Origin of the sequence: Streptomyces sp. NPDC060184 (assembly GCF_042728795.1) — a bacterium.
Lineage (GTDB): Bacteria > Actinomycetota > Actinomycetes > Streptomycetales > Streptomycetaceae > Streptomyces.
Map to the genome: position 1 here is coordinate 1 of NZ_JBHWYX010000053.1, position 25,227 is coordinate 25,227.

The 25,227-nt window shown below is 70.8% G+C and carries 20 protein-coding genes; 11 read left to right on the forward strand and 9 right to left on the reverse strand.

Features of this window, described 5'->3' with window-relative positions; all coding sequences use genetic code 11:
• Positions 1 to 74: 74 nt before the first annotated feature.
• On the reverse strand, positions 75 to 1,094 hold the full coding sequence (locus ACFWEE_RS27870; RefSeq protein WP_386893184.1) for an RNA polymerase sigma factor SigF: 1,020 nt from the start codon (positions 1,092 to 1,094) through the stop codon (positions 75 to 77).
• A gap of 301 nt (positions 1,095 to 1,395) precedes the next feature.
• Between ACFWEE_RS27870 and ACFWEE_RS27875 the strand changes: the two genes are divergently transcribed.
• Positions 1,396 to 1,764 (forward strand): STAS domain-containing protein, encoded by a 369-nt coding sequence (locus ACFWEE_RS27875; RefSeq protein ID WP_386893185.1) that lies wholly within the window; start codon positions 1,396 to 1,398, stop codon positions 1,762 to 1,764.
• Between the two features lie 190 nt (positions 1,765 to 1,954).
• Positions 1,955 to 2,446, forward strand: a complete 492-nt coding sequence (locus tag ACFWEE_RS27880) for an ATP-binding protein (RefSeq protein WP_386893187.1) — start codon at positions 1,955 to 1,957, stop codon at positions 2,444 to 2,446.
• Positions 2,447 to 2,549: 103 nt separating this feature from the next.
• On the opposite strand, the gene ACFWEE_RS27885 is transcribed toward ACFWEE_RS27880, so the two are convergent.
• Positions 2,550 to 4,037 carry an oligopeptide:H+ symporter gene (locus ACFWEE_RS27885; protein ID WP_386893189.1) on the reverse strand — a complete coding sequence of 496 codons (1,488 nt, stop codon included), beginning with the start codon at positions 4,035 to 4,037 and terminating at the stop codon, positions 2,550 to 2,552.
• A gap of 486 nt (positions 4,038 to 4,523) precedes the next feature.
• Between ACFWEE_RS27885 and ACFWEE_RS27890 the strand changes: the two genes are divergently transcribed.
• Together ACFWEE_RS27890 and ACFWEE_RS27895 are read left to right on the forward strand one after the other, a co-directional pair.
• Complete coding sequence (locus tag ACFWEE_RS27890; protein ID WP_386893191.1) at positions 4,524 to 5,201, forward strand: response regulator transcription factor; 678 nt, start codon at positions 4,524 to 4,526, stop codon at positions 5,199 to 5,201.
• 103 nt (positions 5,202 to 5,304) lie between these two features.
• On the forward strand, positions 5,305 to 6,570 hold the full coding sequence (locus ACFWEE_RS27895; protein ID WP_386893193.1) for an ATP-binding protein: 1,266 nt from the start codon (positions 5,305 to 5,307) through the stop codon (positions 6,568 to 6,570).
• Positions 6,571 to 6,608: 38 nt separating this feature from the next.
• Here the strand turns inward: ACFWEE_RS27895 and ACFWEE_RS27900 are convergent, their stop codons facing one another.
• Entirely contained in the window at positions 6,609 to 7,127 is a 519-nt protein-coding gene (locus ACFWEE_RS27900; protein WP_386893195.1) for a GtrA family protein, read from the reverse strand.
• A 171-nt stretch (positions 7,128 to 7,298) separates the two neighbouring features.
• On the opposite strand from ACFWEE_RS27900, the gene ACFWEE_RS27905 reads away from it, so the two are divergent.
• From ACFWEE_RS27905 to ACFWEE_RS27915, 3 genes are read left to right on the forward strand one after another with little or no spacing between them, the layout of a single operon-like run.
• Positions 7,299 to 8,450, forward strand: a complete 1,152-nt coding sequence (locus tag ACFWEE_RS27905) for a 5-(carboxyamino)imidazole ribonucleotide synthase (RefSeq protein WP_386893197.1) — start codon at positions 7,299 to 7,301, stop codon at positions 8,448 to 8,450.
• Complete coding sequence (purE, locus tag ACFWEE_RS27910) at positions 8,447 to 8,983, forward strand: 5-(carboxyamino)imidazole ribonucleotide mutase (RefSeq protein WP_327176131.1); 537 nt, start codon at positions 8,447 to 8,449, stop codon at positions 8,981 to 8,983. The genes ACFWEE_RS27905 and purE overlap by 4 nt, the downstream gene beginning before the upstream one ends.
• A 12-nt stretch (positions 8,984 to 8,995) precedes the next feature.
• Positions 8,996 to 10,219: a dipeptidase gene (locus tag ACFWEE_RS27915; RefSeq protein ID WP_386893199.1), complete on the forward strand. Its 1,224-nt coding sequence runs from the start codon at positions 8,996 to 8,998 to the stop codon at positions 10,217 to 10,219.
• A gap of 87 nt (positions 10,220 to 10,306) precedes the next feature.
• On the opposite strand, the gene ACFWEE_RS27920 is transcribed toward ACFWEE_RS27915, so the two are convergent.
• Positions 10,307 to 11,650 carry a UDP-glucose dehydrogenase family protein gene (locus ACFWEE_RS27920; protein ID WP_386893201.1) on the reverse strand — a complete coding sequence of 448 codons (1,344 nt, stop codon included), beginning with the start codon at positions 11,648 to 11,650 and terminating at the stop codon, positions 10,307 to 10,309.
• Positions 11,651 to 11,892: 242 nt separating this feature from the next.
• On the opposite strand from ACFWEE_RS27920, the gene ACFWEE_RS27925 reads away from it, so the two are divergent.
• Together ACFWEE_RS27925 and ACFWEE_RS27930 are read left to right on the forward strand one after the other, a co-directional pair.
• Positions 11,893 to 13,050 carry an acyl-CoA dehydrogenase gene (locus ACFWEE_RS27925; RefSeq protein WP_386893249.1) on the forward strand — a complete coding sequence of 386 codons (1,158 nt, stop codon included), beginning with the start codon at positions 11,893 to 11,895 and terminating at the stop codon, positions 13,048 to 13,050.
• A gap of 321 nt (positions 13,051 to 13,371) precedes the next feature.
• Positions 13,372 to 14,751, forward strand: a complete 1,380-nt coding sequence (locus tag ACFWEE_RS27930) for an SGNH/GDSL hydrolase family protein (RefSeq protein WP_386893203.1) — start codon at positions 13,372 to 13,374, stop codon at positions 14,749 to 14,751.
• Positions 14,752 to 14,887: 136 nt separating this feature from the next.
• Here ACFWEE_RS27930 and ACFWEE_RS27935 read toward each other — a convergent pair whose 3' ends face one another.
• Positions 14,888 to 16,300 carry an LCP family protein gene (locus ACFWEE_RS27935; RefSeq protein WP_386893205.1) on the reverse strand — a complete coding sequence of 471 codons (1,413 nt, stop codon included), beginning with the start codon at positions 16,298 to 16,300 and terminating at the stop codon, positions 14,888 to 14,890.
• A gap of 117 nt (positions 16,301 to 16,417) precedes the next feature.
• On the opposite strand from ACFWEE_RS27935, the gene ACFWEE_RS27940 reads away from it, so the two are divergent.
• Positions 16,418 to 17,041, forward strand: coding sequence for an acyl-CoA thioesterase (locus ACFWEE_RS27940; protein WP_386893207.1), 624 nt, complete (start codon positions 16,418 to 16,420; stop codon positions 17,039 to 17,041).
• Positions 17,042 to 17,131: 90 nt separating this feature from the next.
• On the opposite strand, the gene ACFWEE_RS27945 is transcribed toward ACFWEE_RS27940, so the two are convergent.
• On the reverse strand, positions 17,132 to 18,508 hold the full coding sequence (locus ACFWEE_RS27945) for an LCP family protein (RefSeq protein ID WP_386893209.1): 1,377 nt from the start codon (positions 18,506 to 18,508) through the stop codon (positions 17,132 to 17,134).
• A gap of 322 nt (positions 18,509 to 18,830) precedes the next feature.
• On the opposite strand from ACFWEE_RS27945, the gene ACFWEE_RS27950 reads away from it, so the two are divergent.
• Positions 18,831 to 19,853 (forward strand): glycosyltransferase family 2 protein, encoded by a 1,023-nt coding sequence (locus ACFWEE_RS27950; RefSeq protein WP_386893210.1) that lies wholly within the window; start codon positions 18,831 to 18,833, stop codon positions 19,851 to 19,853.
• A 96-nt stretch (positions 19,854 to 19,949) separates the two neighbouring features.
• Here the strand turns inward: ACFWEE_RS27950 and ACFWEE_RS27955 are convergent, their stop codons facing one another.
• The 3 genes from ACFWEE_RS27955 to ACFWEE_RS27965 form a co-directional block, all read right to left on the reverse strand.
• Positions 19,950 to 21,656: an LCP family protein gene (locus ACFWEE_RS27955; protein WP_386893212.1), complete on the reverse strand. Its 1,707-nt coding sequence runs from the start codon at positions 21,654 to 21,656 to the stop codon at positions 19,950 to 19,952.
• A gap of 50 nt (positions 21,657 to 21,706) precedes the next feature.
• Positions 21,707 to 23,494, reverse strand: a complete 1,788-nt coding sequence (locus ACFWEE_RS27960) for an LCP family protein (protein ID WP_386893214.1) — start codon at positions 23,492 to 23,494, stop codon at positions 21,707 to 21,709.
• Positions 23,495 to 23,718: 224 nt separating this feature from the next.
• Positions 23,719 to 25,026, reverse strand: coding sequence for an LCP family protein (locus ACFWEE_RS27965; protein ID WP_386893216.1), 1,308 nt, complete (start codon positions 25,024 to 25,026; stop codon positions 23,719 to 23,721).
• Positions 25,027 to 25,227: the final 201 nt, after the last annotated feature.

A 25,227-nucleotide genomic window follows, 5' to 3' on the forward strand; every position in this document is an offset into this window, starting at 1 on the left:
TTTTTTTTATACCAGCCGGGGGGCGGCCGTCCGGAGATCTCCGGACGGCCGCACGCGCGGAAGGAGCGCGTCGCTCACTCCTGGACGGTCAGCCCCGCGCGGAGCCGTCCCAGCGTCCGTGAGAGCAGGCGGGACACGTGCATCTGGGAGATGCCGAGCTCCTCGCCGATCTCCGACTGGGTCAGGTTGGTGACGAAGCGCAGCGACAGGATCAGTCGGTCGCGGTCCGACAGCGAGGCGATGAGCGGCTTGAGGGACTCGATGTACTCGATCCCCTCCAGCCCGTGGTCCTCGTAGCCGATGCGGTCCGCCAGGGAGCCTTCGCTCTCGTGCTCGTCGTGCTGGGCGTCCAGCGAACCGGCGCTGTAGCCGTTGCTCGCGGTCAGCCCCTCGACGACCTCCTCGCGGGTCAGCCCGAGGTGCTCGGCGAGTTCGCCGGTGGTCGGCGCGCGGTCCAGCCGCTGCGACAGCGCGTCGCCCGCCTTGGCCAGGTCGATCCGCAGCTCCTGGAGGCGGCGCGGCACGCGCACGGCCCAGCTGGTGTCGCGGAAGAAACGCTTGATCTCGCCGATGATCGTCGGCATGGCGAAGGTCGGGAACTCGACGCCCCGGCTCAGCTCGAACCGGTCGATCGCCTTGATCAGGCCGATGGTGCCGACCTGGACGATGTCCTCCATCGGCTCGCTGCGGGTACGGAACCGGGCGGCGGCGAACCTCACGAGCGCGAGGTTCAGCTCGACCAGGGTGTTGCGTACGTACGCGTGGGCGTGGGTGCCCTCCTCCAGGGTGCCGAGCCGCTCGAAGAGCGTCTTCGACAGCGCGCGGGCGTCCAGCGCTCCGAGGGTCGCGGGGGAAGGGATCTCGGGAAGTCCTTCGAGACCTTCGAAGCCGTCGCCGATGGGGTCCTCTTCGCCGAGGGTGGCCTCCTCGCCGGTGGGGGCGGCGGGGGAGGTGGTGCCTCCGGCGGCGGTGCCGTCGGAGCTTCTGCGCGGGCCGGGTACGGCGCCGACGGCAGGGGAGTCGGAATTGGTCGGTCCCTGAGGACATGCCGACGCCGCGTCGTGGGTACGCGAACCGTCGAGCCGGGGTGACATGGTTCTCCTCCAGTGTCTCGGCACAGGCTGCCGAAGCCGTTCGTGTCGCTGCGGTGAAGCGGCGCCTCCGTAGCCGGTAAGGGGTGGATGAAGCAGGTGTCCCTCTACCCTTACCTGCTCGACGGCGGGAGTGACAAGCTCCAATTAGCCGTTATGTCCGGTTTGTTGAGATCTCCCGCTACCGCGGGACCGACGGACCGCGTAATGTTTCGCGCAGGTCGCGGCATGCGCGCGGACACTGGAATGCGGGCGGCGGAGACGTCGCACGAGGCCCCACTGACCAACGGTGAAGAGGGACGGCATGGACCGCGGGACGGTCGGCAGTACGAACCGGGGAAGACTTCAGGTCGAGACCCGGACGGAGGGCGGCAGCGAGATCGTGACGCCGGTGGGTGAGCTCGATCACCACACCGCCGATCTGCTGCGCGAACCTCTGGAGAGTGCGGTCGAGCAGGGGCGCACGCGCCTGGTCGTCGACTGCTCCGGACTTGAGTTCTGTGACTCCACGGGGCTGAACGTCCTGCTCGGCGCCCGCCTCCAGGCGGAAGAGGCCGGCGGGGAGGTCCACCTGGCCGGCATGCGGCCCGTCGTCGCCAGGGTCTTCGAGATCACCGGCGCCGAGGCGGTTTTCACCGTCCACGCCACGGTCCAAGACGCCCTGGGCACCTGAGGTGCCCCTCCCGCACCACCCCCGGCCACCCCGCGCGTCCCACGTGTCACGCGATCCACTGGCCGGATCGGGTGTCGTCGGGGCCCCGCCGGGCAGGAGAAGACCCGGCGGAACCACGGGGGCCCGCACCCCGGAATCTGACCTGTATCTGTTCGATGGCGACTCGGTGAATCGGTGAGGTGAAGCGCTGATGAGCACCACCCGGCAGCATCCGCCGGGCGGCCTCGGCCGCGAGCCGGACGGAGCGGACCCGTCCGCAGCCGTCCCGGCCGACCGGCAGTGGCGCACCCTCTCTCTGCGGGAGGCCACCGGTATCGTCCCGCTGGCCCGCGACTTCGCACGCGAGGCCCTGCACGAGTGGGGCTGGCTGCCCGCCGAGGGCGCCGACCGCCGCGCCGCCGCCGAGGACGTCCTGCTGGTCGTCTCCGAGCTGGTCACCAACGCCTGCCTGCACGCGGGCGGCCCCGAGGAGCTCCGGATAGGAGCCACCTCCAAGGTGCTGCGCATCGAGGTCACGGACAACGGCGCGGGGCAGCCCGCTCCGCGCACCCCGCACCGGGCCGGCCGCCCCGGCGGCCACGGCATGTTCATCGTGCAGCGGCTCTGCCTCGACTGGGGCGTCGTACGCGTCCCCGACGCACCCGGCAAGACCGTCTGGGCGGAGCTGGCCGCACCCGCGTAGGGGCGGGGCCTGGACTTCCGCACGACAGGCCAGGACGACGACAGAGGGCCGCCGCACCGAGTGATCGGTGCGGCGGCCCTCCGCCGTCGTTACGGGGTGTGCGTCAGCGCACGTCGCCCATGAGGGCCTTCACCTTGCCGCGGTACATGAAGATCGCGACACCCGCGAGTGCCGCGAGCGCGGCCTGCAGGGTGACGATCCCGGTGCCGTTGAGGTCCACGCCCGCGATGGAGAGCAGGCTGGTGGTGCAGTCGCCCGCGGTGACCGCGAGGAACCAGACACCCATCATCTGGCTGGCGTACTTGGCCGGAGCCATCTTCGTGGTGACCGAGAGGCCGACCGGGGAGAGCGTCAGCTCACCGACGGTCTGCACGAAGTAGATCGCGACCAGCCACATCGCGGCGGCCTGGTGGCCGTCGGAGGCGATGGTCAGCGGCGCCAGGAAGAGGAAGAACGACGCACCGACCAGCACCAGGCCGGAGCTGAACTTCACGATCGTGCTCGGCTCCTTGCCGCGGCGGTTCAGTGCCATCCAGAAGGCGGCGAAGACCGGGGCCAGGGCCATGATCAGGACCGGGTTGACCGACTGGTACCAGGAGACCGGGAACTCCCAGCCGAACACCGAGTTCTTCGCCGAGTCCTCGGCGAAGATGGCCATCGTCGAGCCGCCCTGGTCGTAGATCATCCAGAAGAGCGCGGCGGCGACGAAGAACCAGATGTAGCCGGAGACCTTGCGCTGCTCGGTGCTGTTCAGCTCCTTGTCGCGCTTGATGCGCGCCAGGACCATCACCGGGATGACCAGACCGGCGACGGTGATCGGGACCAGCAGCCAGTTCAGCGTGTAGACGCCGGTGGCGACCGTGATGATGTAGAAGACCGCGGCGATGCCCAGCCAGATCATCGACTTGCGCAGGGTGGTGGCGCGCTCGGCGGCCGAGAGCGGCTTCGGGGTCTCGAAGCTGCGGGCGTCGAGGTGGCGGCTGCCGAGCATGAACTGGAGGACACCCAGACCCATGCCGACCGCGGCCAGGGCGAAGCCCAGGTGCCAGTTGACGTTCTCACCGATGGTGCCGATCACCAGGGGGGCGACGAAGCCACCGAGGTTGATGCCCATGTAGAAGATCGTGAAGCCACCGTCGCGGCGCGGGTCGTCCGGGCCGTCGTAGAGGTGGCCGACCATCGTCGAGATGTTGGACTTCAGCAGGCCCGAACCGATGGCCACGAGACCGAGTCCGGCGAAGAACGTGCCTTCGGAGGGCAGGGCCAGGACGAGGTGACCGACCATGATCACCGCACCGGAGATGGCCACCGTCTTGCGCGGACCCCAGACCCGGTCGCCGAACCAGCCGCCGGGCATGGCGAGCAGGTAGACGAGCGACAGGTAGACCGAGTAGATCGCCGTCGCCGTGGCCGGGTTCATGTGGAGCCCGTTGGGAGCGATCAGGTACAGGGGGAGCAGGGCCCTCATGCCGTAGTAGGAGAAACGCTCCCACATCTCGGTCATGAAGAGCGTGGCCAGGCCGCGGGGGTGGCCGAAGAAGGTCGCCCCGCCGGTCTGGCCGGCGGTTTCCTTCGTCAGGCTGGACGCCATGGTCGATCCTTGCTGCATGGGGACGCACCGCCGTGGAAGCGGGGTACGTCCGGTGGGGGGTGGCCGGCACCGGCGCGCTCAGGGCCCTGCCCCTCGCCTGGAAGGGGATTCGCTCCGCCTTCCGGCCTCTGGGAAGAGGTACGGAGACGGGGGACCGACCGCATCGGGATCCACACCCGGCGCGCTTCTTCGCGCTCCGGGCCCGGCCCACAGGTCATTCACTCGTTACAAGACTGGCGGGTACCAGCCCGCACATGAAAGGGACCTTCGGCGCGAAACGCTGCCCAAAGGTCCCCATTAGTGCAACAGGCGTCGCAACACCATACGACACGACCTTGCACCATATGGAAGAGTATGAGACATCGATCACAGGTGAGAGTGGAACCGTAGTCGATCATTCGAAGGTCTTGAGGGGGATGGGTGTCTGAGTCGAAGGCGTTTTCGCACGCCTCACTCCGGGCCTTCCTTGCGGACTACCATCACCCCATGACCCGTGTACTGCTCGCCGAGGACGACGCGTCCATCTCGGAGCCACTGGCCCGCGCCCTGCGTCGGGAGGGCTACGAGGTCGAGGTCCGCCAGGACGGCCCCACCGCGCTCGACGCCGGACTCCAGGGCGGCGTGGACCTCGTCGTCCTCGACCTGGGACTGCCCGGCATGGACGGCCTCGAAGTGGCCCGGCGGCTGCGCGCCGACGGCCACGCCGTGCCCATCCTGGTGCTGACCGCCCGCGCCGACGAGGTCGACACGGTGGTCGGCCTGGACGCCGGCGCCGACGACTACGTCACCAAGCCCTTCCGGCTCGCGGAACTCCTCGCCCGCGTCCGCGCCCTGCTGCGGCGCGGCGCCGCCGAGCCCGCCTCGCAGCCCGCCACCCACGGCGTACGGATCGACGTCGAGTCGCACCGCGCCTGGATGGGCGACGAGGAGCTCCAGCTCACCGCCAAGGAGTTCGACCTCCTGCGGGTACTGGTCCGGGACGCCGGCCGGGTCGTCACCCGCGACCAGCTGATGCGCGAGGTCTGGGACACCACCTGGTGGTCGTCGACGAAGACCCTCGACATGCACATCTCCTGGCTCCGCAAGAAGCTCGGCGACGACGCGGCGAACCCCCGCTACATCGCGACCGTCCGCGGCGTCGGCTTCCGCTTCGAGAAGAGCTGACGGGCCGAGGGATCCGGGTCGTGGCCGACGGACACGGCCCCGCGGGCACGAGAAGACGGACACGGCCCCACGAGCACAGAAAGCTGACGGGCAGAAGCACCCCATGCGCCGCCGACTGATCAACTCCACGCTCTCCGTGGTGCTCGTGGTGATCGCCGTCTTCGGCATCTCCCTGGTCCTCGTGGAGACCCGCACCATCAGCAACAGCGCCCAGGAGAGCGTGGACTCCGAGGCGCTGCGCCTGATCAGCGTCGTGGAGAGCCGGCTGCTGGGCGAGGAACGGATCACCGCCGCCGTACTCGACGAACAGGTCGTCGGCGACCGGTACGCCCGCGTCGAGCTCCCCGGCCGCGCGCCCATCGAGGTCGGCACGCGCCCCGGCGACAACGCCATCACCTCCGTCGTGGAGGGCGAGGAGGGCGAGCGGGTCACCGTCGAGGAATCCCGCTCCGCCGTCACCCGCGAGGTCGGCCGCACCCTGCTGATCATCGGTGCGGTGGCCCTCCTCGCGATCGTCTCGGCCGTCCTCCTCGCCGTACGCCAGGCCAACCGGCTGACCTCCCCGCTCACCGACCTCGCCGAGACCGCCGAACGCCTCGGCTCGGGCGACCCGCGCCCCCGCCACAAGCGGTACGGGGTGCCCGAACTGGACCGGGTCGCCGACGTCCTCGACGCCTCCGCCGAGCGGATCGCCCGGATGCTGACGGCCGAGCGACGGCTCGCGGCCGACGCCTCCCACCAGCTGCGCACCCCGCTCACCGCGCTCTCCATGCGCATCGAGGAAATCTCCGTCACCGACGACCCGGACACGGTGAAGGAGGAGGCGAACATCGCCCTCACCCAGGTCGAGCGCCTCACCGACGTCGTCCAGCGGCTGCTGACCAACGCCCGGGACCCGCGCACCGGCTCCGCCGTCGTCTTCGACCTGGACGAGGTCATCAAGCAGCAGATCGAGGAGTGGCGCCCCGCCTACCGCGGCGAGGGCCGCGCCGTCGTCCGCTCCGGCCGGCACGGCCTGCGGGCGGTCGGCACCCCCGGAGCCGTCGCCCAGGTGCTCGCCGCCCTGATCGAGAACGCGCTGATGCACGGCGGCGGCACGGTCGCGCTGCGCACCCGCGTCACCGGCAACCAGGTCGTCGTGGAGGTCACCGACGAGGGCGCGGGCGTCCCCGCCGACCTGGGGGCACGGATCTTCGAACGCTCCATCAGCGGGCGCAACTCCACCGGCATCGGTCTCGCCGTCGCCCGCGACCTCGCCGAGGCCGACGGCGGCAGGCTGGAACTCCTCCAGCAGCAGCCGCCCGTCTTCGCCCTCTTCCTCGGCAGCGTCGCCCGCACCCCCGAGGAACAGGTACGCCCGGTCCGCTGAGCGCGGGACCGGGCGGGGCTCTTCGACGACCGGGGGCGTCAGTTCGTCACGGTGTCCGGCGCTACCGGCTCCGAGGGCTTCCGCCGTCCGGGAAACCGCTCCGCGACGACCACGGCCTCCTGCTCGGGGAGCGCCTTGAACACCCAGGTGCGGTACGACCAGAAGCGGAAGAGCGTGGCGATCCCGATGCCCACGACCTTGGCGACGTTGCTCTGCACCGGGCTGTCCCAGCCGAAGCCGTACGTCGCCGCGTACAGCACGCCCGTCTCGATCACCGCGCCCGCGGCGCTGAACAGCAGGAACAGCACCAGCTCACGGGTCCGGCCGCTCTTGTCGCGGTCCCGGTAGGTCCAGTACCGGAACCCCACGTAGTTGAAGAGGATGGCCACACAGGTGGCCATCAGCCCGGCCCGCACCGTCGGGATGTCCGTGGTGCGCCAGATCAGGTTGGAGACCGCGATGTTGACCACCAGCCCGAGCGCGCCGACCACGCCGAACTTGGCGACCTCCCGGGCCAGCCGATCAAGCCGGGTCCGCAGTGCGCCCCGTTCGCCCATGATGATCGTCAGCCCCGTCCGGTCGGTTTCGTCAACGCGTTCATGCTAACCAGCCCGGCCGTGTGATGCCCCGGGCCTCGGGGCACCTGTCCAGCGACGACGGGTCCACGCCACCGGGGGCCCTTTCGGGCCAGAGTCAAGGGGCACCTGGACGGCGGATACCCTGGGGGCGTGACGTTCCCGGTAGTCGGCATGGTCGGCGGCGGTCAGCTCGCCCGCATGACCCACGAGGCGGGCATCCCCCTCGGCCTGACATTCAAGCTGCTCAGTGACACCCCGCAGGACTCGGCCGCCCAGGTGGTGAACGAGGTCGTCGTCGGCGACTATCGCGACCTGGAGACCCTCCGCGCCTTCGCGCGCGGCTGCGACGTGATCACCTTCGACCACGAGCACGTGCCCACCGAGCACCTGCGGGCCCTGGAGGCCGACGGCATCGCCGTGCGCCCCGGCCCCGACGCTCTGCGGCACGCCCAGGACAAGGGGGTGATGCGGGCCCGGCTCACCGAGCTCGGCGTGCCCTGCCCCCGCCACCGCATCGTCACCGACCCCGCCGACGTCACCGCCTTCGCGGGCGAGGGCGACGGCTACCCGGTGATCCTCAAGACGGTCCGCGGCGGCTACGACGGCAAGGGCGTCTGGGTGGTGCGCTCCGAGGCGGACGCCGCCGAGCCCTTCCGCGCCGGAGTCCCGGTCCTCGCCGAGGAGAAGGTCGCCTTCACCCGCGAGCTCGCGGCGAACATCGTCCGCTCCCCGCACGGCCAGGCCGTGGCCTACCCCGTCGTGGAGTCCGTCCAGGTCGACGGCGTCTGCGACACCGTCATCGCCCCGGCCCCCGGCCTCGACGAGAAGTTGGCCGGCGAGGCCCAGCAGCTGGCCCTGCGGATCGCCGCCGAGCTCGGAGTCGTCGGCCACCTCGCCGTCGAACTCTTCGAGACCCGTGCCGCCGACGGGACACCCGGCATCCTCGTCAACGAACTGGCCATGCGCCCGCACAACTCCGGGCACTGGACCATGGACGGCGCGATCACCTCGCAGTTCGCCAACCACGTCCGCGCCGTGCTCGACCTGCCGCTCGGCGACCCGCGCCCGCGCGCCCCCTGGACGGTCATGTGCAACGTCCTGGGCGGCGACTACCCCGACATGTACCAGGGCTACCTGCACTGCATGGCCCGGGACCCGCAGCTCAAGATCCACATGTACGGCAAGGACGTGAAGCCCGGCCGCAAGGTCGGACACGTCAACACCTACGGCGACGATCTGACGGACGTGCGGGAGCGCGCCCGGCACGCGGCCGACTACCTACGAGGGACGATCACCGAATGACAGACCCGCGCACCGCACCCGTGGTCGGCATCGTCATGGGGTCGGACTCCGACTGGCCCGTCATGGAAGCCGCCGCCCAGGCCCTGGACGAGTTCGGCATCGCGTACGAGGTGGACGTCGTCTCCGCCCACCGCATGCCCCGCGAGATGATCGCGTACGGCGAGCAGGCGGCCGGCCGCGGCCTGAAGGCGATCGTCGCGGGCGCGGGCGGCGCCGCCCACCTGCCGGGCATGCTGGCCTCGGTCACCCCGCTGCCCGTCATCGGCGTCCCCGTACCGCTGAAGTACCTGGACGGCATGGACAGCCTGCTCTCCATCGTCCAGATGCCCGCGGGCATCCCGGTCGCGACCGTCTCCGTCGGCGGCGCCCGCAACGCCGGTCTCCTCGCGGCCCGCATCCTCGCCACCGCCGACGAGGAGCTCCGCGAGCGGATGACCACCTTCCTCGGCGAACTGAACGAACAGGCCACCGAGAAGGGCCGGCGGCTGCGGGCCAAGGTCGAGGGCTCCGGATCCTTCGGCTTCGGGAAGTAGGCAGGCAGCCCCATGGACCACGCGAACCACACGAACCACGCGGACCACCTGCGACGGGCCCGGGATCTGCTCGCCGTCCACCCCGTCGTCGACGGCCACAACGACCTCCCGTGGGCCCTGCGCGAACAGGCCGGCTACGACCTGAACGCCCGTGACATCGCCCAGGACCAGACCGGCTTCCTCCACACCGACCTGCCCCGGCTCCGTGCCGGAGGCGTCGGCGCGCAGTTCTGGTCGGTGTACGTGCGCACCGACCTCGCCGGCGACGAGGCCGTCAGCGCCACCCTCGAACAGATCGACATCGTCGGCGAGATGCAGACGCGCTACCCCGCGCACCTGCGCCGGGCGCTGACCGCCGACGACATGGAGGCGGCCCGCACCGAGGGCCGTATCGCCTCCCTGATGGGGGCCGAGGGCGGCCACTCCATCAACAACTCGCTCGCCACCCTGCGTGCCCTGCACACCCTCGGCGTCCGCTACATGACGCTGACGCACAACGACAACCTCGACTGGGCGGACTCCGCGACCGACGTCGCCCGCCTCGGCGGACTCTCCGAGTTCGGCCGCGAGGTCGTACGCGAGATGAACCGCTGCGGCATGCTCGTCGACCTCTCGCACGTGTCACCCGGCACCATGCGCGACGCCATCGCCACCAGTGAGGCGCCCGTCGTCTTCTCGCACTCCTCGGCCCGCGCCGTCTGCGACCACCCGCGCAACGTCCCCGACGACGTGCTGCTCCAGCTGCGCGACAACGGCGGCGTCGCGATGGCCACCTTCGTACCCAAGTTCGTCCTCCCGGCCGCCGTCGAGTGGACGCTCGCGGCCGACCGGAACATGCGCGACCACGGGCTGCACCACCTCGACACGTCCCCGCAGGCCATGCGCATCCACGAGGACTTCGAAGAGGCCAACCCGCGCCCGGTCGCCACCGTCGCCACCATCGCGGACCACCTCGACCACATGCGCGAGGTGGCCGGCGTCGACCACATCGGCATCGGCGGCGACTACGACGGCACCGCGTTCCTCCCCGAGGGCCTGGGCGACGTCTCCGGCTACCCGAACCTCATCGCGGAACTGCTGCGCCGCAACTGGTCCGAGGCCGACCTCGCCAAGCTCACCTGGCGCAACGCGGTCCGCGTGCTGCGCGACGCGGAAGCGGTCGCCCGCGACCTCCAGTTCCGCCGGAGCCCGTCGCACGCCACCATCGAGCAGCTGGACGGCAAGGCCCAGGCCTGACGCCCGTCCGCGACCACGCCGGGAGGCCGCCCCGATCCGTCGGGTGCGGCCTCTCGGCGTACGCGGGGCTCCGGGGGAGGGCGGTGATCAGGCGGTCGGGCGGCCCATCGCCCGGTACGTCCAGCCGGCCGCCCGCCACACCGCGCTGTCCAGGGCGTTGCGGCCGTCCAGCAGTATGCGGTGCGCGGCGACCTCGCCCAGCGCCACCGGGTCCAGCTCCCGGAACTCCCGCCACTCCGTCAGGTGCAGCACCACGTCCGCGCCGCGCACGGCGTCCAGCGCGGACTCCGCGTACCCGAGGGTCGGGAAGAGGCGGCGGGCGTTCTCCATGCCCTTCGGGTCGAACACGGTGACCTGCCCGCCCTGGAGGTGGATCTGCCCGGCCACGTTCAGCGCGGGCGAGTCGCGCACGTCGTCCGAGTCGGGCTTGAAGGTCGCGCCCAGCACGGCCACCCGGGTGCCCAGGAACGAGCTGCCGCCCACCGCTTCCCGGGCCAGCTCCACCATGTGGCCCCGGCGGCGCATGTTGATCGAGTCCACCTCGCGCAGGAAGGTCAGCGCCTGGTCGGCACCGAGCTCACCGGCGCGCGCCATGAACGCCCGGATGTCCTTGGGCAGGCACCCGCCGCCGAAGCCGATGCCGGCCCGCAGGAACTTCGAGCCGATCCGCTCGTCGTACCCGATTGCCTCCGCCAGCTTCACCACGTCGCCGTCGGCCGCCTCGCAGACCTCGGCCATCGCGTTGATGAACGAGATCTTGGTGGCGAGGAAGGAGTTCGCCGAGGTCTTCACCAGCTCGGCGGTGGGGAAGTCGGTGACGACGAAGGGGGAGCCCTCGGCGACCGGAACGGCGTACACCTCGCGGAGCAGCTTCTCGGCCCGCTCGCTCTCCACCCCGACGACGATCCGGTCCGGGTGCAGGGTGTCCTTCACGGCGAAGCCCTCGCGCAGGAACTCCGGGTTCCAGGCCAGCTCCGCGTCCGCGCCCACGGGGGCCAGGCCGGCCAGCAGCTCCGCCAGCCGGACCGCCGAACCGACCGGGACGGTGGACTTGCCGACGACCAGCGCCGGGCGGGTCAGGTGCGGGGCCAGCGAGGCGAAGGCGCTGTCCACGTAGCTCATGTCGCAGGCGTACTCGCCGTGCTTCTGCGGGGTGTTCACACAGACGAAGTGCACGTCGCCGAAGGCGCCCACCTCCTCCCAGGAGGTGGTGAACCGCAGCCGCCCGGTGGAGCCGGGGATCCCCGCCACGTGCTTCTGGAGGATCTCCTCAAGACCGGGCTCGTACATCGGGACCCGGCCCGCCGAGAGCAGCTCGATCTTCTCCGGCACCACGTCGAGGCCGAGCACTTCGAAGCCCAGCTCCGCCATGGCCGCGGCATGGGTGGCGCCGAGGTAGCCGGTGCCGATCACAGTGATCCTGAGGGCCATGGGTGCTCCTGGATGAAACGGACGGACGTGCCTCGCCGAGCATAGTCGGGGCCGTCCGGCCGCCATTTCCGCCCGATGTGCCCCTTATCTGCGACTTCCCCCCGCTGTCCTGGGTGCGGCTGCGACCGCTCTGCCACGCGCTGTCGTCAAGCTCACGCCTCCGCCGCGTAGGCCATCGCGCGGGGCCGGGACTAAAATCTGGGTTACTGAACGGTAGTTAGCGTCTTTGGGGAGTGAGCGTCTTGGCGGGTTCGACCGATTTCGACCTTTACCGTCCGGCCGAGGAGCACGACATGCTCCGCGAGACGATCCGGTCGCTCGCCGAGGCGAAGATCGCCCCGTTCGCGGCGGCGGTGGACGAGGAGGGCCGCTTCCCGCAGGAGGCGCTGGACGCCCTGGTCGCGGCCGACCTGCACGCGGTCCACGTGCCGGAGGAGTACGGCGGCGCCGGAGCCGACGCGCTCGCCACGGTCATCGTGATCGAGGAGGTGGCCCGCGCCTGCGCGTCGTCCTCCCTGATCCCCGCGGTCAACAAGCTCGGCTCGCTGCCGGTGATCCTCTCCGGGTCCGAGGCGCTGAAGAAGAAGTACCTGGGCCCGCTCGCCAAGGGCGACGCGATGTTCTCGTACGCCCTCTCCGAGCCGGACGCGGGCTCGGACGCCGCCGGGATGAAGACGAAGGCCGTGCGCGACGGCGACTTCTGGGTCCTCAACGGTGTGAAGCGCTGGATCACCAACGCGGGCGTCTCCGAGTACTACACGGTGATGGCGGTCACCGACCCGACGAAGCGCTCCAAGGGCATCTCCGCGTTCGTCGTGGAGAAGTCCGACGAGGGCGTCTCCTTCGGCGCCCCGGAGAAGAAGCTCGGCATCAAGGGTTCCCCGACCCGCGAGATCTACTTCGACAACGTCCGCATCCCCGCCGACCGCATGATCGGCGAGGAGGGCACCGGCTTCGCCACCGCGATGAAGACCCTGGACCACACCCGCATCACCATCGCGGCCCAGGCGCTCGGCATCGCCCAGGGCGCCCTGGACTACGCCAAGGGGTACGTCCAGGAGCGCAAGCAGTTCGGCAAGCCGATCGCCGACTTCCAGGGCGTGCAGTTCATGCTCGCCGACATGGCGATGAAGCTGGAGGCCGCCCGCCAGCTGACCTACAGCGCCGCCGCGAAGTCCCAGCGCGTCGACGGCGACCTGACCTTCTTCGGCGCCGCCGCCAAGTGCTTCGCCTCCGACGTCGCGATGGAGGTCACCACCGACGCCGTCCAGCTCCTCGGCGGCTACGGCTACACCCGCGACTACCCGGTCGAGCGCATGATGCGCGACGCCAAGATCACCCAGATCTACGAGGGCACCAACCAGGTCCAGCGCATCGTCATGGCCCGCAACCTGCCGTAACGGCGAAGCGGCAGCAGTCGGAAGGCCCCTGGTGCGGATATTGCGCCGGGGGCCTTCCGCGTGGGATCGGACCGGGCGACCTCGTCGCGCCGGGGGAGGCCCGCGCGGCCTTCGACCGGTGGCTGCTGCGAGAAGGCGAGGGCTTCCGCCCCCCGTCCGCTTCTTCCATGACCTGTCCCCATATGCCCAACTCGTCGAAACTTTCGAGGAGTTCACGCGCTGTATCGGATCGTGCGAGAGTCATTGACACCCAGGAAACGCCCCGTTTACCGTCACCGCCGAAGCGTGCAAGGGATCACTCCGTCCGAGGGGAAGCAGTCCATGGCTCGAAAAGTTTCGAAGACCGGTCTGGCCGTGACGGTGGCGCTCGCGGCCACCCTGGCCACCGGTGTCGCCGTGGGAGCCGCCGGGGCCGCGGACACGGGAGCGCACCCGTCGGGGAACGGCGGGAGCGGGCGGAGCGCCGCCGCGCACGCCCGGCAGGCGGGGACGCACTGGGTGAACACCTGGACGTCCATGCCGCAGCTGACCGAACCGAACAACATGCCGCCCGCCCCGTTCAACCAGGACGGCAAGGTCCTCGACGACGCCACCCTGCGGCAGACCGTCCATGTGTCGGTCGGCGGGAAGCAGGTGCGGCTGCGGTTCTCCAACGCGTTCGGCGGTGCCGCGCTGCCGCTTACCTCGGTGTCGGTGGCGCTGCCCGCCGGGGGCCGGGCCGGAGCCAGCGCGATCCAGCCCGCGACCTCCCGGAAGGTGACGTTCGGCGGCAGCGCCTCGGCGGTCGTCCCGGTGGGCTCGCAGGTCGTCTCGGACCCGCTGGACTTCGACGTGGCGCCCGGGACGAACCTCACCGTGACCGTGTACCTGGCGGACGGGCAGGCGTCGAACAGCATCACCTCGCACCCCGGCTCACGGACCACCTCGTACATGCTCGCCGGCGACCACGTGCGGGACGAGGACCTGGCAGGTGCCGCCTCGGCCGCCCACTGGTACTTCCTCAGCGGCGTCGAGGTCTGGTCCCCGGACACCACCGCCGCCGCCGTCATCGTGGGCGACTCGCTCACCGACGGCCGGGGCTCCACCACCGACGCCAACAACCGCTGGCCGGACCAGCTCCTCGACCGGCTGCGCTCGCGCCCGGACACGGCCGGTACCGCGATCCTCAACCAGGCGGCCGGGGGCAACCGCGTGCTCAACGACGGCCTCGGCCCCAACGCCCTCTCCCGGGTGGACCGCGACGTCCTGGCGCAGAGCGGCGTCGAGTGGGCCCTCGTCTTCGAGGGCGTCAACGACATCGGTACGGCCGAGGCCACCGAGGCCGCCCAGCAGAAGACGGCGGACGACCTCATCGCCGCCTACGACCAGATCATCGTCCGGGCCCACACCCAGGGCATCCGGGTCTACGGGGCGACGCTGACGCCCTTCGGCGGCAACACCGACTACGACGACCCGGACGGGTACCGCGAGCGGGCACGGCAGAAGGTCAACGCCTGGATCCGCACCAGCGGCCGGTTCGACAGCGTGGTCGACTTCGACCGCGCGGTCCGCGACCCGCAAAAACCGCGCCAGATCCTGACCGCGTACAGCGACCCCGACCACCTGCACCTGAACCCGGCGGGATACGGGGCGCTCGCCGCCGCCGTCCCGGTCGGGCTCTTCCACCAGGAGCCGCTGCCCAGGGGCTTCGGCTTCAACTGACGCGCTCCGGCCGCCACGGGCCCGTGAGACGCACGGACCCCTGAGACGCACGCGAGCGCCGTGAGACGCACGGACCCCTGAGACGCACGCGAGCCGGGACCCCGACCGGGGTCCCGGCTCCGTCGCGACCGGAGGTTCAGCTGCCCTGCACCGTGACCTTCTCGTCGTTCTTCAGCTGCTCCACGAGCTGCTTGACCTTCGCCTTGTCCCAGATGAGGTTGCCCCCGCCGGTGCTCTGCCCGGAGAGCGGGATGTTCATCGACGTGCCGTCGCCGCCGGTGACGCCCTTCATCGCGAAGAACATCCGGGCCAGCGACCAGAGCGACATGTCCTTGTCCACGACGAGGGTGTCGAGGCCCGCGCCCAGCACCGGGTACAGCTTGAACGGGTTGATCAGCGTCGACGGGGTCGCCGTCTGGCTCGCGAGGGCCGCGAGGAACTTCTGCTGGTTCTTCGTACGGTCCAGGTCGCTGCCCGCGAAGGCGTAGCGGGTGCGGACGAAGGCGAGGGACTGCTCGCCGTTGAGCGTCTGCTTGCCCGCCTGGAAGTCGGCGCCGGAGTTCTTGTCCTTGAACGCCTTCGGGATGTCGAGCTCGACCCCGCCGATCGCGTCCACGATGTTGGCGAAGCCGCCGAAACCGATCTCGACGTAGTGGTCGATGTGCAGCCCGGTGTTGTACTCGACGGTCCGCACCAGCAGCTCCGGGCCGTCCTCCGCGTAGGCGGCGTTCAGCTTCACGGTCCGGCCGGTGCCCTCGTACCTCTTGCCCGACTCGGAGCCCACGAACGAGGGGATCTCCACGTTCGAGTCGCGGGGCAGCGAGACCAGCGTCGGCCCGTTCGACCCGTTGTGCAGGATCATCATCGAGTCGGTGCGCTTGCCCTCGGCGGAGCCGGTGTGCAGCTTCTTCTTGTCCTCGGCCGTCATGCCCTCGCGGCTGTCGGAACCGACGATCAGGTAGTTGGTGCCGTCGCCCGCGTCCGGGCGGTCGATGACCTTGGAGAGGTCGACCTCGCGCTTGAGCTTGGAGTCCGCCCAGAAGTACGTCGAGACGGAGACCGCCAGCACGACGACCACCAGGGCCAGCGCGCCGATCTTGATCCGGCGCCGCCAGTCCGGCGCGGGCCGGCCCTGGACGTATCCGCCGTCACCGCCGCGCCCGCCACGGCCGCCGCCCGGCCCCTGCCCGTGGCCCTGGCCAGGTCCCTGGGGCGATCTGTAGACCTGGCCGGTGTTGTAGCCGCTGTCGTACCCGGTCCCGGCCTGGCCGCCCTGGCCGTACGGGTCGTACGCGTCGCGGTCGTACGCGTCGCGCTGGGGCGCCCCGGGGGTGCCGTACCCCTGACGCGCCCGGCCCTGGCCCTGGTACCCCTGGCCCTGGCGGCCCTGGTCCTGGTACCCGGGGCCCTGCGGCGGCACCTGAGGAGCGCGCGGCGGGGCGGGGCGTCGCTGGACACGGGGCATGGAGCGCGCACCCTCGGGCTCGGGGGAGGCGCTGCCCCGGCCGTAGCGGTCGCTTTCGTCGTTCCATCCGGGCCTGTCACTCATGCGGACCAGTCTGCCGCCCCTGGGTGCGCGGATCACAGGGTGTGAGAAGAAACGGTTCAGGGCTGTTGCGAAGCTGATGCAAATTCGGTCACGCATCGGCCGCATACAGTGGACGGTATGACAAAACTGGCCAATCGCCCCCAGGACGAAAGCAGCCCCGAGGACGGAAGCCGTTCCCAGAACCCCACGGACGGCGGTGACGGTCGCGGCGGCGTCGGTGAGATCCCCGGCAAGCCCACCGAGGCGTCCCGCACCACCCTCAGCCACATCATGACCGGCAGCGACACCAACCTGCTGGGTACGGTGCACGGCGGCGTGATCATGAAGCTGGTGGACACCGCGGCCGGGGCCGTGGCCGGCCGGCACTCGGGCGGCCCCGCCGTGACGGCCTCGATGGACGAGATGGTCTTCCTGGAGCCGGTCCGGGTCGGCGACCTCGTGCACGTACGCGCCCAGGTGAACTGGACGGGCCGCTCCTCCATGGAGGTCGGGGTTCGGGTGATGGCCGAGCGGTGGAACGAGTCGACCCCCGCCCAGCAGGTCGGCAGCGCCTACCTCGTCTTCGCCGCCGTCGACGCCGACGGCCGCCCCCGGCCCGTACCGCCGGTGATCCCCAGCACCGAGCGCGACAAGCGGCGCCACCAGGAGGCCCAGATCCGCCGGACGCACCGCCTCGCCCGGCGCCGTGCGATCAAGGAGCTGCGCGAGCAGCGGGCCGCGGACGGCATCGACGAGAGCTGATCCGGGCCCGGCCGCGTCGACGAGGACTGATCCCGGCCGCCGACGAGCCCCTGACCGCGGGGCTCAGCGGCAGGCGCCGCGCGGCGCGGCTCAGGGGCAGACGACCTCGTCGCCGGTGACGGCGTGGAACGTGCCCCGGGGTACGGTCTCCGCCCGCACCGGGACCACCGCCGTCCAGTCCGCGCCGACCGTCACCCGCAGGGTGGCGCCCTGGCCGGGCGCCGCCCGCAGTTCGCTGCCGGGCAACGCCGTGGCCAGCGACTTCGCCGAGCGGTCCCAGCGCGGGTCGTAGGTGATCAGGGTGCGCGCGAGGTCGCGGACCGTGCCGTTGAGGGGCGCCGCGGTGGTGTTGAACCCGGTGGCGCGCAGGGCGTCGTCCAGCTGTTTGCCGAGACCCGCGCGCGGCGTGCCGTTGTAGACCTGGACCCGGATCTGCTGGGGCGCCACGTCCACCACCGTCGCCTTCGACTCCGCCGGGGAGGTGGACGGCTTCGCGGCGGTGAGCGGCTTGTCCTCGCGCAGGGTTTGGAACAGGGCGTTCGCCCGCGCGGTGTCCCACTTCACGGTCGACCCGATCCCCTTGACCGGGAAGCTCGGGTCGCCCACCGGGACGGAGGCGAACTCCGACGAGGCGGCGGTGAACCCGCGCATCGCCGACCCCAGCTCCAGCATCTGCTCGGTGCCGAACCCCTCGTCGGCCCGTACCGACCCCAGCATCGCGGAGACGACCTGCTGGAACTTCACGGGGTTGAGCAGCACCCCCTTGCTGGTCGCCCGCTCGATCACCGCCGCGACGAACTTCTGCTGCCGCTGCATCCGCCCCAGGTCGGCCGCCCCGTCGATGTGCCGGGAGCGGACGTACTGGAGGGCCTGGCCGCCGTTGAGCGCGTGGGTTCCCGCCGGGAGGTCCAGCCCCGTGTACGCGTCCTTGAGCGGCCGTACCGTGCAGATCTCCACGCCTCCCAGCGCGTCCACCGTCTTCATGAAGCTGGTGAAGTCCGCCTCCAGGTAGTGGTCGATCTTGACCCCGGTCAGCTGCTCCACGGTGCGCACGGTCAGGTTCGGCCCGCCCTCCGCGTAGGCGGCGTTCAGTTTCACGGGGTGCGCGGCGTGCCGCTTGCCGGTCGTGCCGTCCGTGTGCGCGGGGATCACGGCGTAGCTGTCGCGCGGCAGGCTCACCACGCTCGCCCGCCGCCGGTCCTGGGAGAGGTGCACCAGCATGAGGGTGTCGGTGCAGTGGCAGGGGGCGCCGCCGAGCCGGTACTTCTTCTTCTCCGCCGGGGTGATGCTGTCGCGCCCGTCGGTGCCGACGAGCAGCAGGTTCGTCCCGCGGCTCCCGGGGGGCCGGTTCTTCATGTCCCGGAAGGGGTCCACCCGGTCGATGCCGGTCTCCAGCCCGGTGACCACCGCGTGACCGATGCCGCCCGCGCCGAGCACCAGCACCGACAGTCCCGTCGCCACCCGCATCCCCCAGCGGGGCCGCTCGTCCTGCCGCCGCGATCTCGGCGTCCTCCTGGACGGCGCCGGACCGCGCCGCGGCGGTGTGCGCCGGGGATGCGGTGGACGGGGCGGCCTGGGCGGCGTGGTCACGAGGGGGAAACCTCCTGGGCGTGGGCAGACCGTCCGTACGGTAAGTCCATACGATCTCCTTTCCGGGCTGCGACCCGGCGGGACGCGCCGTTGTCCCCCGTAAGCGGTAACGTGGCCGCGCGCACCACCTGTCGAACAACCGCCGTCTCCCGTGGTGCGACCCGGAGTCCGGCGCCCCCGAGGACCCCCCGAGGACCACATGTCTGCCGCGCACTACCCCGCCGTCTCAGTGATCATGCCGGTGCTCGACGAGGAGCGGCACCTGAGGAACTCGGTCCGGCACATCCTGGAACAGGAATACGCCGGTGAGATGGAGGTGGTGATCGCGCTCGGCCCGTCCAAGGACCGCACCGACGAGATCGCCGCCGAACTGGTGCGCGAGGATTCCCGCGTCCACACCGTCCCCAACCCCACGGGGCGCACCCCCGCCGCCCTCAACGCCGCCATCGCGGCGTCCCGCCACCCGATCGTGGTGCGGGTCGACGGACACGGCATGCTCTCGCCCGACTACATCGCCACCGCCGTCCGCCTCCTGGAGGAGACCGGCGCGCAGAACGTCGGCGGCATCATGCACGCCGAGGGCGAGAACGCCTGGGAGGACGCCGTCGCCGCGGCGATGACCTCGAAGATCGGCGTCGGCAACGCCGCGTTCCACACCGGCGGCCAGGCGGGCCCCGCGGAGACCGTGTACCTCGGCGTCTTCCGCCGCGAGGCGCTGGAGAGGGCCGAGGGGTACAACGTCGAGTTCATCCGGGCCCAGGACTGGGAGCTCAACTTCCGCATCCGCGAGGCCGGCGGTCTGATCTGGTTCTCGCCCGAGCTGAAGGTCCAGTACCGCCCCCGCCCCTCGGTGCGGGCGCTCGCCAAGCAGTACAAGGACTACGGCCGCTGGCGGCACGTCGTCGCCCGCTACCACGCGGGCTCGATCAACCTGCGCTACCTCGCCCCGCCGACCGCCGTCTGCGCCATCGCCGCGGGCATCGTCGTCGGCGCCGCGGTCACCCCCTGGGCCTTCCTCGTCCCGGCCGCCTACGCCGCCGCCATCACCGCGGGATCGCTGCCCGCGGGCAAGGGGCTGTCGCTGAAGGCCCGCGCGCAGATCCCGGTCGCCCTCGCCACCATGCACATGTCCTGGGGCTGGGGGTTCCTCACCAGCCCGCGGTCGCTGGCCCGCCGCGTCATCGCCGGCCGCCGTCCCTCGCTGAGCGAGCAGACCGCCTGACGGCCGCCCGCCGGGGCCGCCCGCACGGGCCGTACGGACGAGGGAGGGGCTCCACCGCGACGGTGGAGCCCCTCCCTCGTGTCCGTACTCCCGTGCCTACCAGGTGAAGTCCGGGTTCACGTGCATGCACGCCCCCTCGTCGTCGCCGTTGAGGGCCTTCGCCGATTCGGGGGTCTTGTCGTCCTTCGCGGCGGGGTAGCTGCCCCCGTCGCGCCAGTCGGCGCCGACCGCCAGGGAGATCCCGGAGACGTCGGTCGACTGCTTCACCAGCGACATCGGGATGCCGAGCGCCTTGGCGACGGCCTGGGCGTCGCCCTCCAGGTCCGCGCTCGGGTACAGGACGCTGGTCCGCGCCGAGCCGGTGATGTCCGAGGAGTCCAGGGCGGCCCGGACGAATCCGGCGTCCTTGAGCAGGTCCCGTACGGCACCGGCGCGGCCGGACGCAGGACCCTGCGAGTCGTCGGCGGTCGCGTTGCGCACCGTCACGGCGATCTCGTCCACCGGCGCGGACGGGTCCGTCGGCGTGGGCGAGGCCGTCGCCGCGGGCTTGGACGCCTTGCCGTCGAGCGCGACGTCGTCCCGCACCATCCGGAACAGCTGCTCGGCGTCACCCGGCTTCGGAAGGACCCGGTCCTTGAGCTCTCCCGTGCCGTAGACGTTCGGCATGGTGGTCATCGTGATCCGCTTGGACGGGACCTTCTTGAGTTCCCCCGCCAGGTCGTACAGCCCCTTCGGGTCGAGGGCCTTGTCGACCGTGAGCGCGTTGCTCGCGGCCTCGGCGAGGTCCATCAGCTTCCCGGGGTCGGTCAGCTTGGTGCCCTTGCGGAGCTCGCGGACCATCGAGTTCAGGTACTGGTGCTGCGCCTCCTCCCGGCCCAGGTCCGTGTTGTCCTCGAAGCCGTACCGGGTGCGCAGCCACTGGAGGGCCTGCTTGCCCTTGATGGAGGTGGTGCCCTCCTTCAGCTTGAGGCCGGAGCCCGCACCCTTGCTGGTGTGCGAGTAGACGTTGGCGTCGACGCAGACGGGCACGCCGCCGACGGCGTCTGCCATCGACACCACACCGGCGAAGTCGATCATCATGAAGTGGTCGATGGTGATGCCGGTGAGCTCGTACCAGGCGGCGACCGTGCAGCCCGGACCGCCGCGCCCCAGGCTCGTGTTGGTCATGACCAGGGAGGTGGACGCCTCGTAGACCTTGCCGGTCTTCGGGTCTGTGCACTTGGGCATCTTCAGCATGGTGTCGCGCGGCATGCTGACCACCGAGATGTTGCTGCGGTCCGCCGAGACGTGCAGGAGCATCTGCACGTCGGCGAGGGGCGTGGAGTTGAAGGTCTCCTTCGCGCCGCCCAGCTTCTGGTTGGCCGCGGTGTCGCGGGCGTCGGAGCCGATGATCAGGATGTTCAGCGGAGTCTGACCGGCCGCGTTGGCCTTGTGCTCGGTCATCTTCTTGTCGCCGAGGGTCAGATCCTCCTTCTTTATGTTGTGGTTCAGGTGCTGGTAGTACGCGTAACCGGCCGCGCCGGTGGCGAGTATCAGCAGGGAGAGCACCGAGGCGATCCACCGCAGGACGCGGCGCTTGCCCTTCCTGGGCGCGTGCCGGGACGGACCGCCGGCGTCGCGGCCGGCCTTGTGGCCCTTGCGCTGACCCGGCACGGTGCCCCCGCCCGTACCCGGCTCCCCGCCTTCCCCCGTACCGTCTCCCGCCGCTTCCCCGTCGGCGTAGAGACTGTCGTCCCAGCCGAGTTGATCGGCCTGCTGGACGCGTGGTCGCGTCCCCTCCCCGGGCGTACTGTTCCGTCCCAACGGGACCCCCCCTGCTGCTCAGACTCTCGCGGTGGTGCGGCGAACGGGTTTCACTCGCTGCACACCGCCTTGTCGGCGCTAGCCCTCTGGATGTCGGTGGGCGCCGTGGCGGGTGCGTCGACGGCGACCCCGGCCCCCTTGAAGTCGGCGCCGAGCGTCAGCGTCATCGCTTCCAGCCCTTCGGCGTCCGTGGTGCCCTGCTTCAGTGCCGAGGCGGGCAGCCCCATCATGTCGGCGAGTGCCCGGGCCTGGTCCGCCTGGTTGGGCGCGTACTCCAGCGTCGTCTTGTCGATCTTCTCCGGCGCGTTGGCCTTGTTGGTGGACTTCACCACGCCCTTTTCGAGCTGGAGCCAGCTGACGGTGGCTCCGGCAGCACCGGAGATCTTCCCGCCGTTGTACACGTCCACCCGCACGTCGGCCGGTTCCGCCCGCGCCCCGTCCAGCAGGGCTTCCTGCGCGCTCTTCTGCTTCGCGGCGTCGGCCTTCTTCTGCGCCGCGACCTCGGTGAGGGAGACGTCCTGGCGCATCGTCTCGAAGAGCTGCTCGGCCTTGGTCGGATGCACGACGACCGTGACCGGCTGCGGCTCGTCCGGGTTGTCGATGACCGGCACCGTGGTGAAGGTGATGTTCTTCGCCGGAACCTTGGAGAGCTCCTTGGCGAGGGTGGTCAGTTTCGCCACCGAACCGATGCCCGAGTCGACCGTCAGCGCCTTGGTCGCCGCGTTGGCGAGCTTGAAGAGCTTCGTGGGGCTCGTCAGGGTGTCGTCCGACTTCATCTGACGGATCATCGAGCCGAGGAACTGCTGCTGGACCTTGATCCGGTCCAGGTCGCTCTCGTTGCCGAAGCTGTGCCGGGTCCGCAGCAGCGCCAGGGCCTGCTCGCCCTGCACCTTCGACTCGCCCTTCGGCAGCTTGAGGTGGGACTTGGGGTCGTCGATCGGTTTCGCCATGCAGACGGTGACGCCGCCGACCGCCGTGGAGAGCTCCTTGACCGCGTTGAAGTCCACCATCATGAAGTGGTCGACCGAGAGGCCGGTGAGCTCCTTCACCGTGCGCATGGTGCAGCCGGGGTCACGGCCCTCCTGGCCGAGGCTGATGTTGAAGCGGTCGTGCGGCGTTCCGGGGATGACCTCGGTGGTGCCGTCCTCCTGCTTCGTCTCGCAGTCGGGTATGTCCATGACCAGGTCGCGCGGGATGCTGAGCGCGGTCGCGTTGGTCCGGTCCGCCGAGACGTGGAAGAGGATGTTGGTGTCGGCGTGGCCCGCGCTCCCGGCGTCGCCGTAGCCCTCGTTGCCCTTGCCGGTGCGCTTGTCGGTGCCGATGATCAGGATGTTCATCGGGCCGGAGCTGGTGACGTTCTTGTTGCCGGCGGAGCCCACGTCGACGGTGCCTATGTTGCCGTTGAAGTGCCGGTACAGGGCGTACGCGCCGCCCGAGCCGGCGACGACGAGGAACGCCGTCACGCCGCCGGTCCACACCAGCCACTTCTTCTTGCCGCTCTTCTTCGCCCTGCGGGTGCGGCGCCCCGCCGGGGCCTCGGCCTCCGCCGCGCGTTTGGGACCGCCCGCCCGGCGGCTGCGCTGGCCGGGAACCCGCTCGTCCCCGCGCGGTGCCGCGTCCTCACCCGGTTCGGGGGAGGGGGCCCGGCGACGGCCGCCCGGACGGGGTTCCGCGGAATCCGATCCGTTTCGGCCGCGCGGAATGCGGGGCCCTTCGTCCACGCGCGAAGAATGCTCTTCGGAGTGGTTCAGTCGCAGTTCGTAATTGCCGGTCTGCGGGTTCAGGACCCACTGGTCCGCGGGGTCGATATCGTCCCGTCCACGGCTTTGCGCATCCACGGTTGCCTGGGTCCTCCGTCGGTGCCACGCGAGGCGCCTTCCCCGAAAAGGCGCTCCGAATCTGCGTTCCAGAAGTGCGTGGCCGGAAGGCCGGACGCACCGGATCGCGTCACACTATCCGCCCGCTCCGGAGTGCAGCGACGAGCGTGACACATTCCACGACCCCTACAACCGGGCATTCCAGTCATTCCACGCTGATTGTGCCGTTCCGCTTGGGAATTGCTTTACCGCTTGCACAGGTCATCCGCAGCATTCGTGCCCGAGTAAGTGGGGTTCGGCGTCGCCTTGGCCGCGGCGGGCGCCCTGCCGGTCGCCGTGGCCGGCCTTTTCGCCGGAGCGGGTCCGTTGCCCGAATTCTTGGCCGGTACGACCGTGACCGGAGCGTCCTCGCGCAGCTGCTCGAAAAGCCGGTCCGCATCCGGTTGCACCAATTCATCCCGGTTTGCGTTCTGCCGGTAGGGCCGACGCGGGACGGTCAGGAACTGCACCTGGTCCGTGGGCACGTTCCGCATTCCGCGGACCAGTCCGTAGAGGTCGCGCAACGAGTCCAGTCCGGCGTCCGTCGTCAGCGACTTCGTGGCCGCGTCGAGAACGGGGTAGAGCCGGGCCGGATTGAGCAGGACACCATTGCTCTGCACCTTGTTCACCAGGGCGGCGAGGAATTGCTGCTGCCTGTTCATCCGCTCGGTGTCGCTGCCGTTGCCGAGCGACTTGCGCGCGCGTACGTATCCGAGCGCCTGCTCACCGTCGAGCGTGTGCCGCCCGGCCGGGAGCTTCAGGTGCGCCGCCGGGTCGTCGATGGGCTCCCGGAGGCAGATCTGCACGCCGTCCACCGCGTCGACCATGTCCTTGAACCCGCTGAAGTCCACCACCATGTGGTGGTCGACGCGGATCTTCGTCATCAGCTCGACGGTCCGCACCGTGCAGGCCGTGCCGCCGATCTCGAACGCCCAGTTGAACTGGGCGGTCCGCGCGCCGGTCGCCTTGCCGCCGGACCCGTGGCAGCTGGGGATCTCCACCATCAGGTCCCGGGGCACGGACACGGCGGTGGCGCTCTTCCGGTCCGCCGCGAGGTGCAGCAGGATCACCGTGTCCGAGCGCTGCGCCCCGCCGTTGTCCCGGCCGTACTTCCGGTTGTCCCCGGCCCGGCTGTCGGAGCCGATGAGCAGGATGTTCTGGGCGTCCGTCACCAGAGCGGTGGGACGCTCCCGCTCGTACGCCCGCAGTTCGGCCTCCGCGCTCGTGTCCGTCCGGATGTTGCCGTCCAGCTTCCGGTACAGCCACCAGCCGACGCCCGCAGCGGCCAGGAGGACGAGTGAGGCCCCCAGCGCCGTCCAGCGCACCCAGTGCCGCTTGCGGCCCTCGGGGCGCACGGTCTCGGGGCGGGCCGCCCAGGTCCACGGCCCGCCCCCGCCGCTCGATCCGCCGGCCCGACCGCCGCCGCCGTCCGGGCCACCGGGGCTTTCAGGGCCTTCGGAATCGGGGTCGGGGTCGGCCGGCGTGCCAGCGCTGTCCGTCACGTCTGCGTCCATCCTCGGGTGGTCGGTACCGCCGATGATGTACCCGAGTCACCGCCCAGCCCCGGGGGACCGGGCCCGCGCGGGGCCGGACGAGTGAGCCTCGCAGCGCTTTTCATACCGGCCCGCGTGAACGGGCGGCCGGAGCGCGCCGGGCCCCGGGGGCGTGCGACGTACCGGACCGAGCGGTGCCGGCGTCCGCCCGGCGGGACCGGG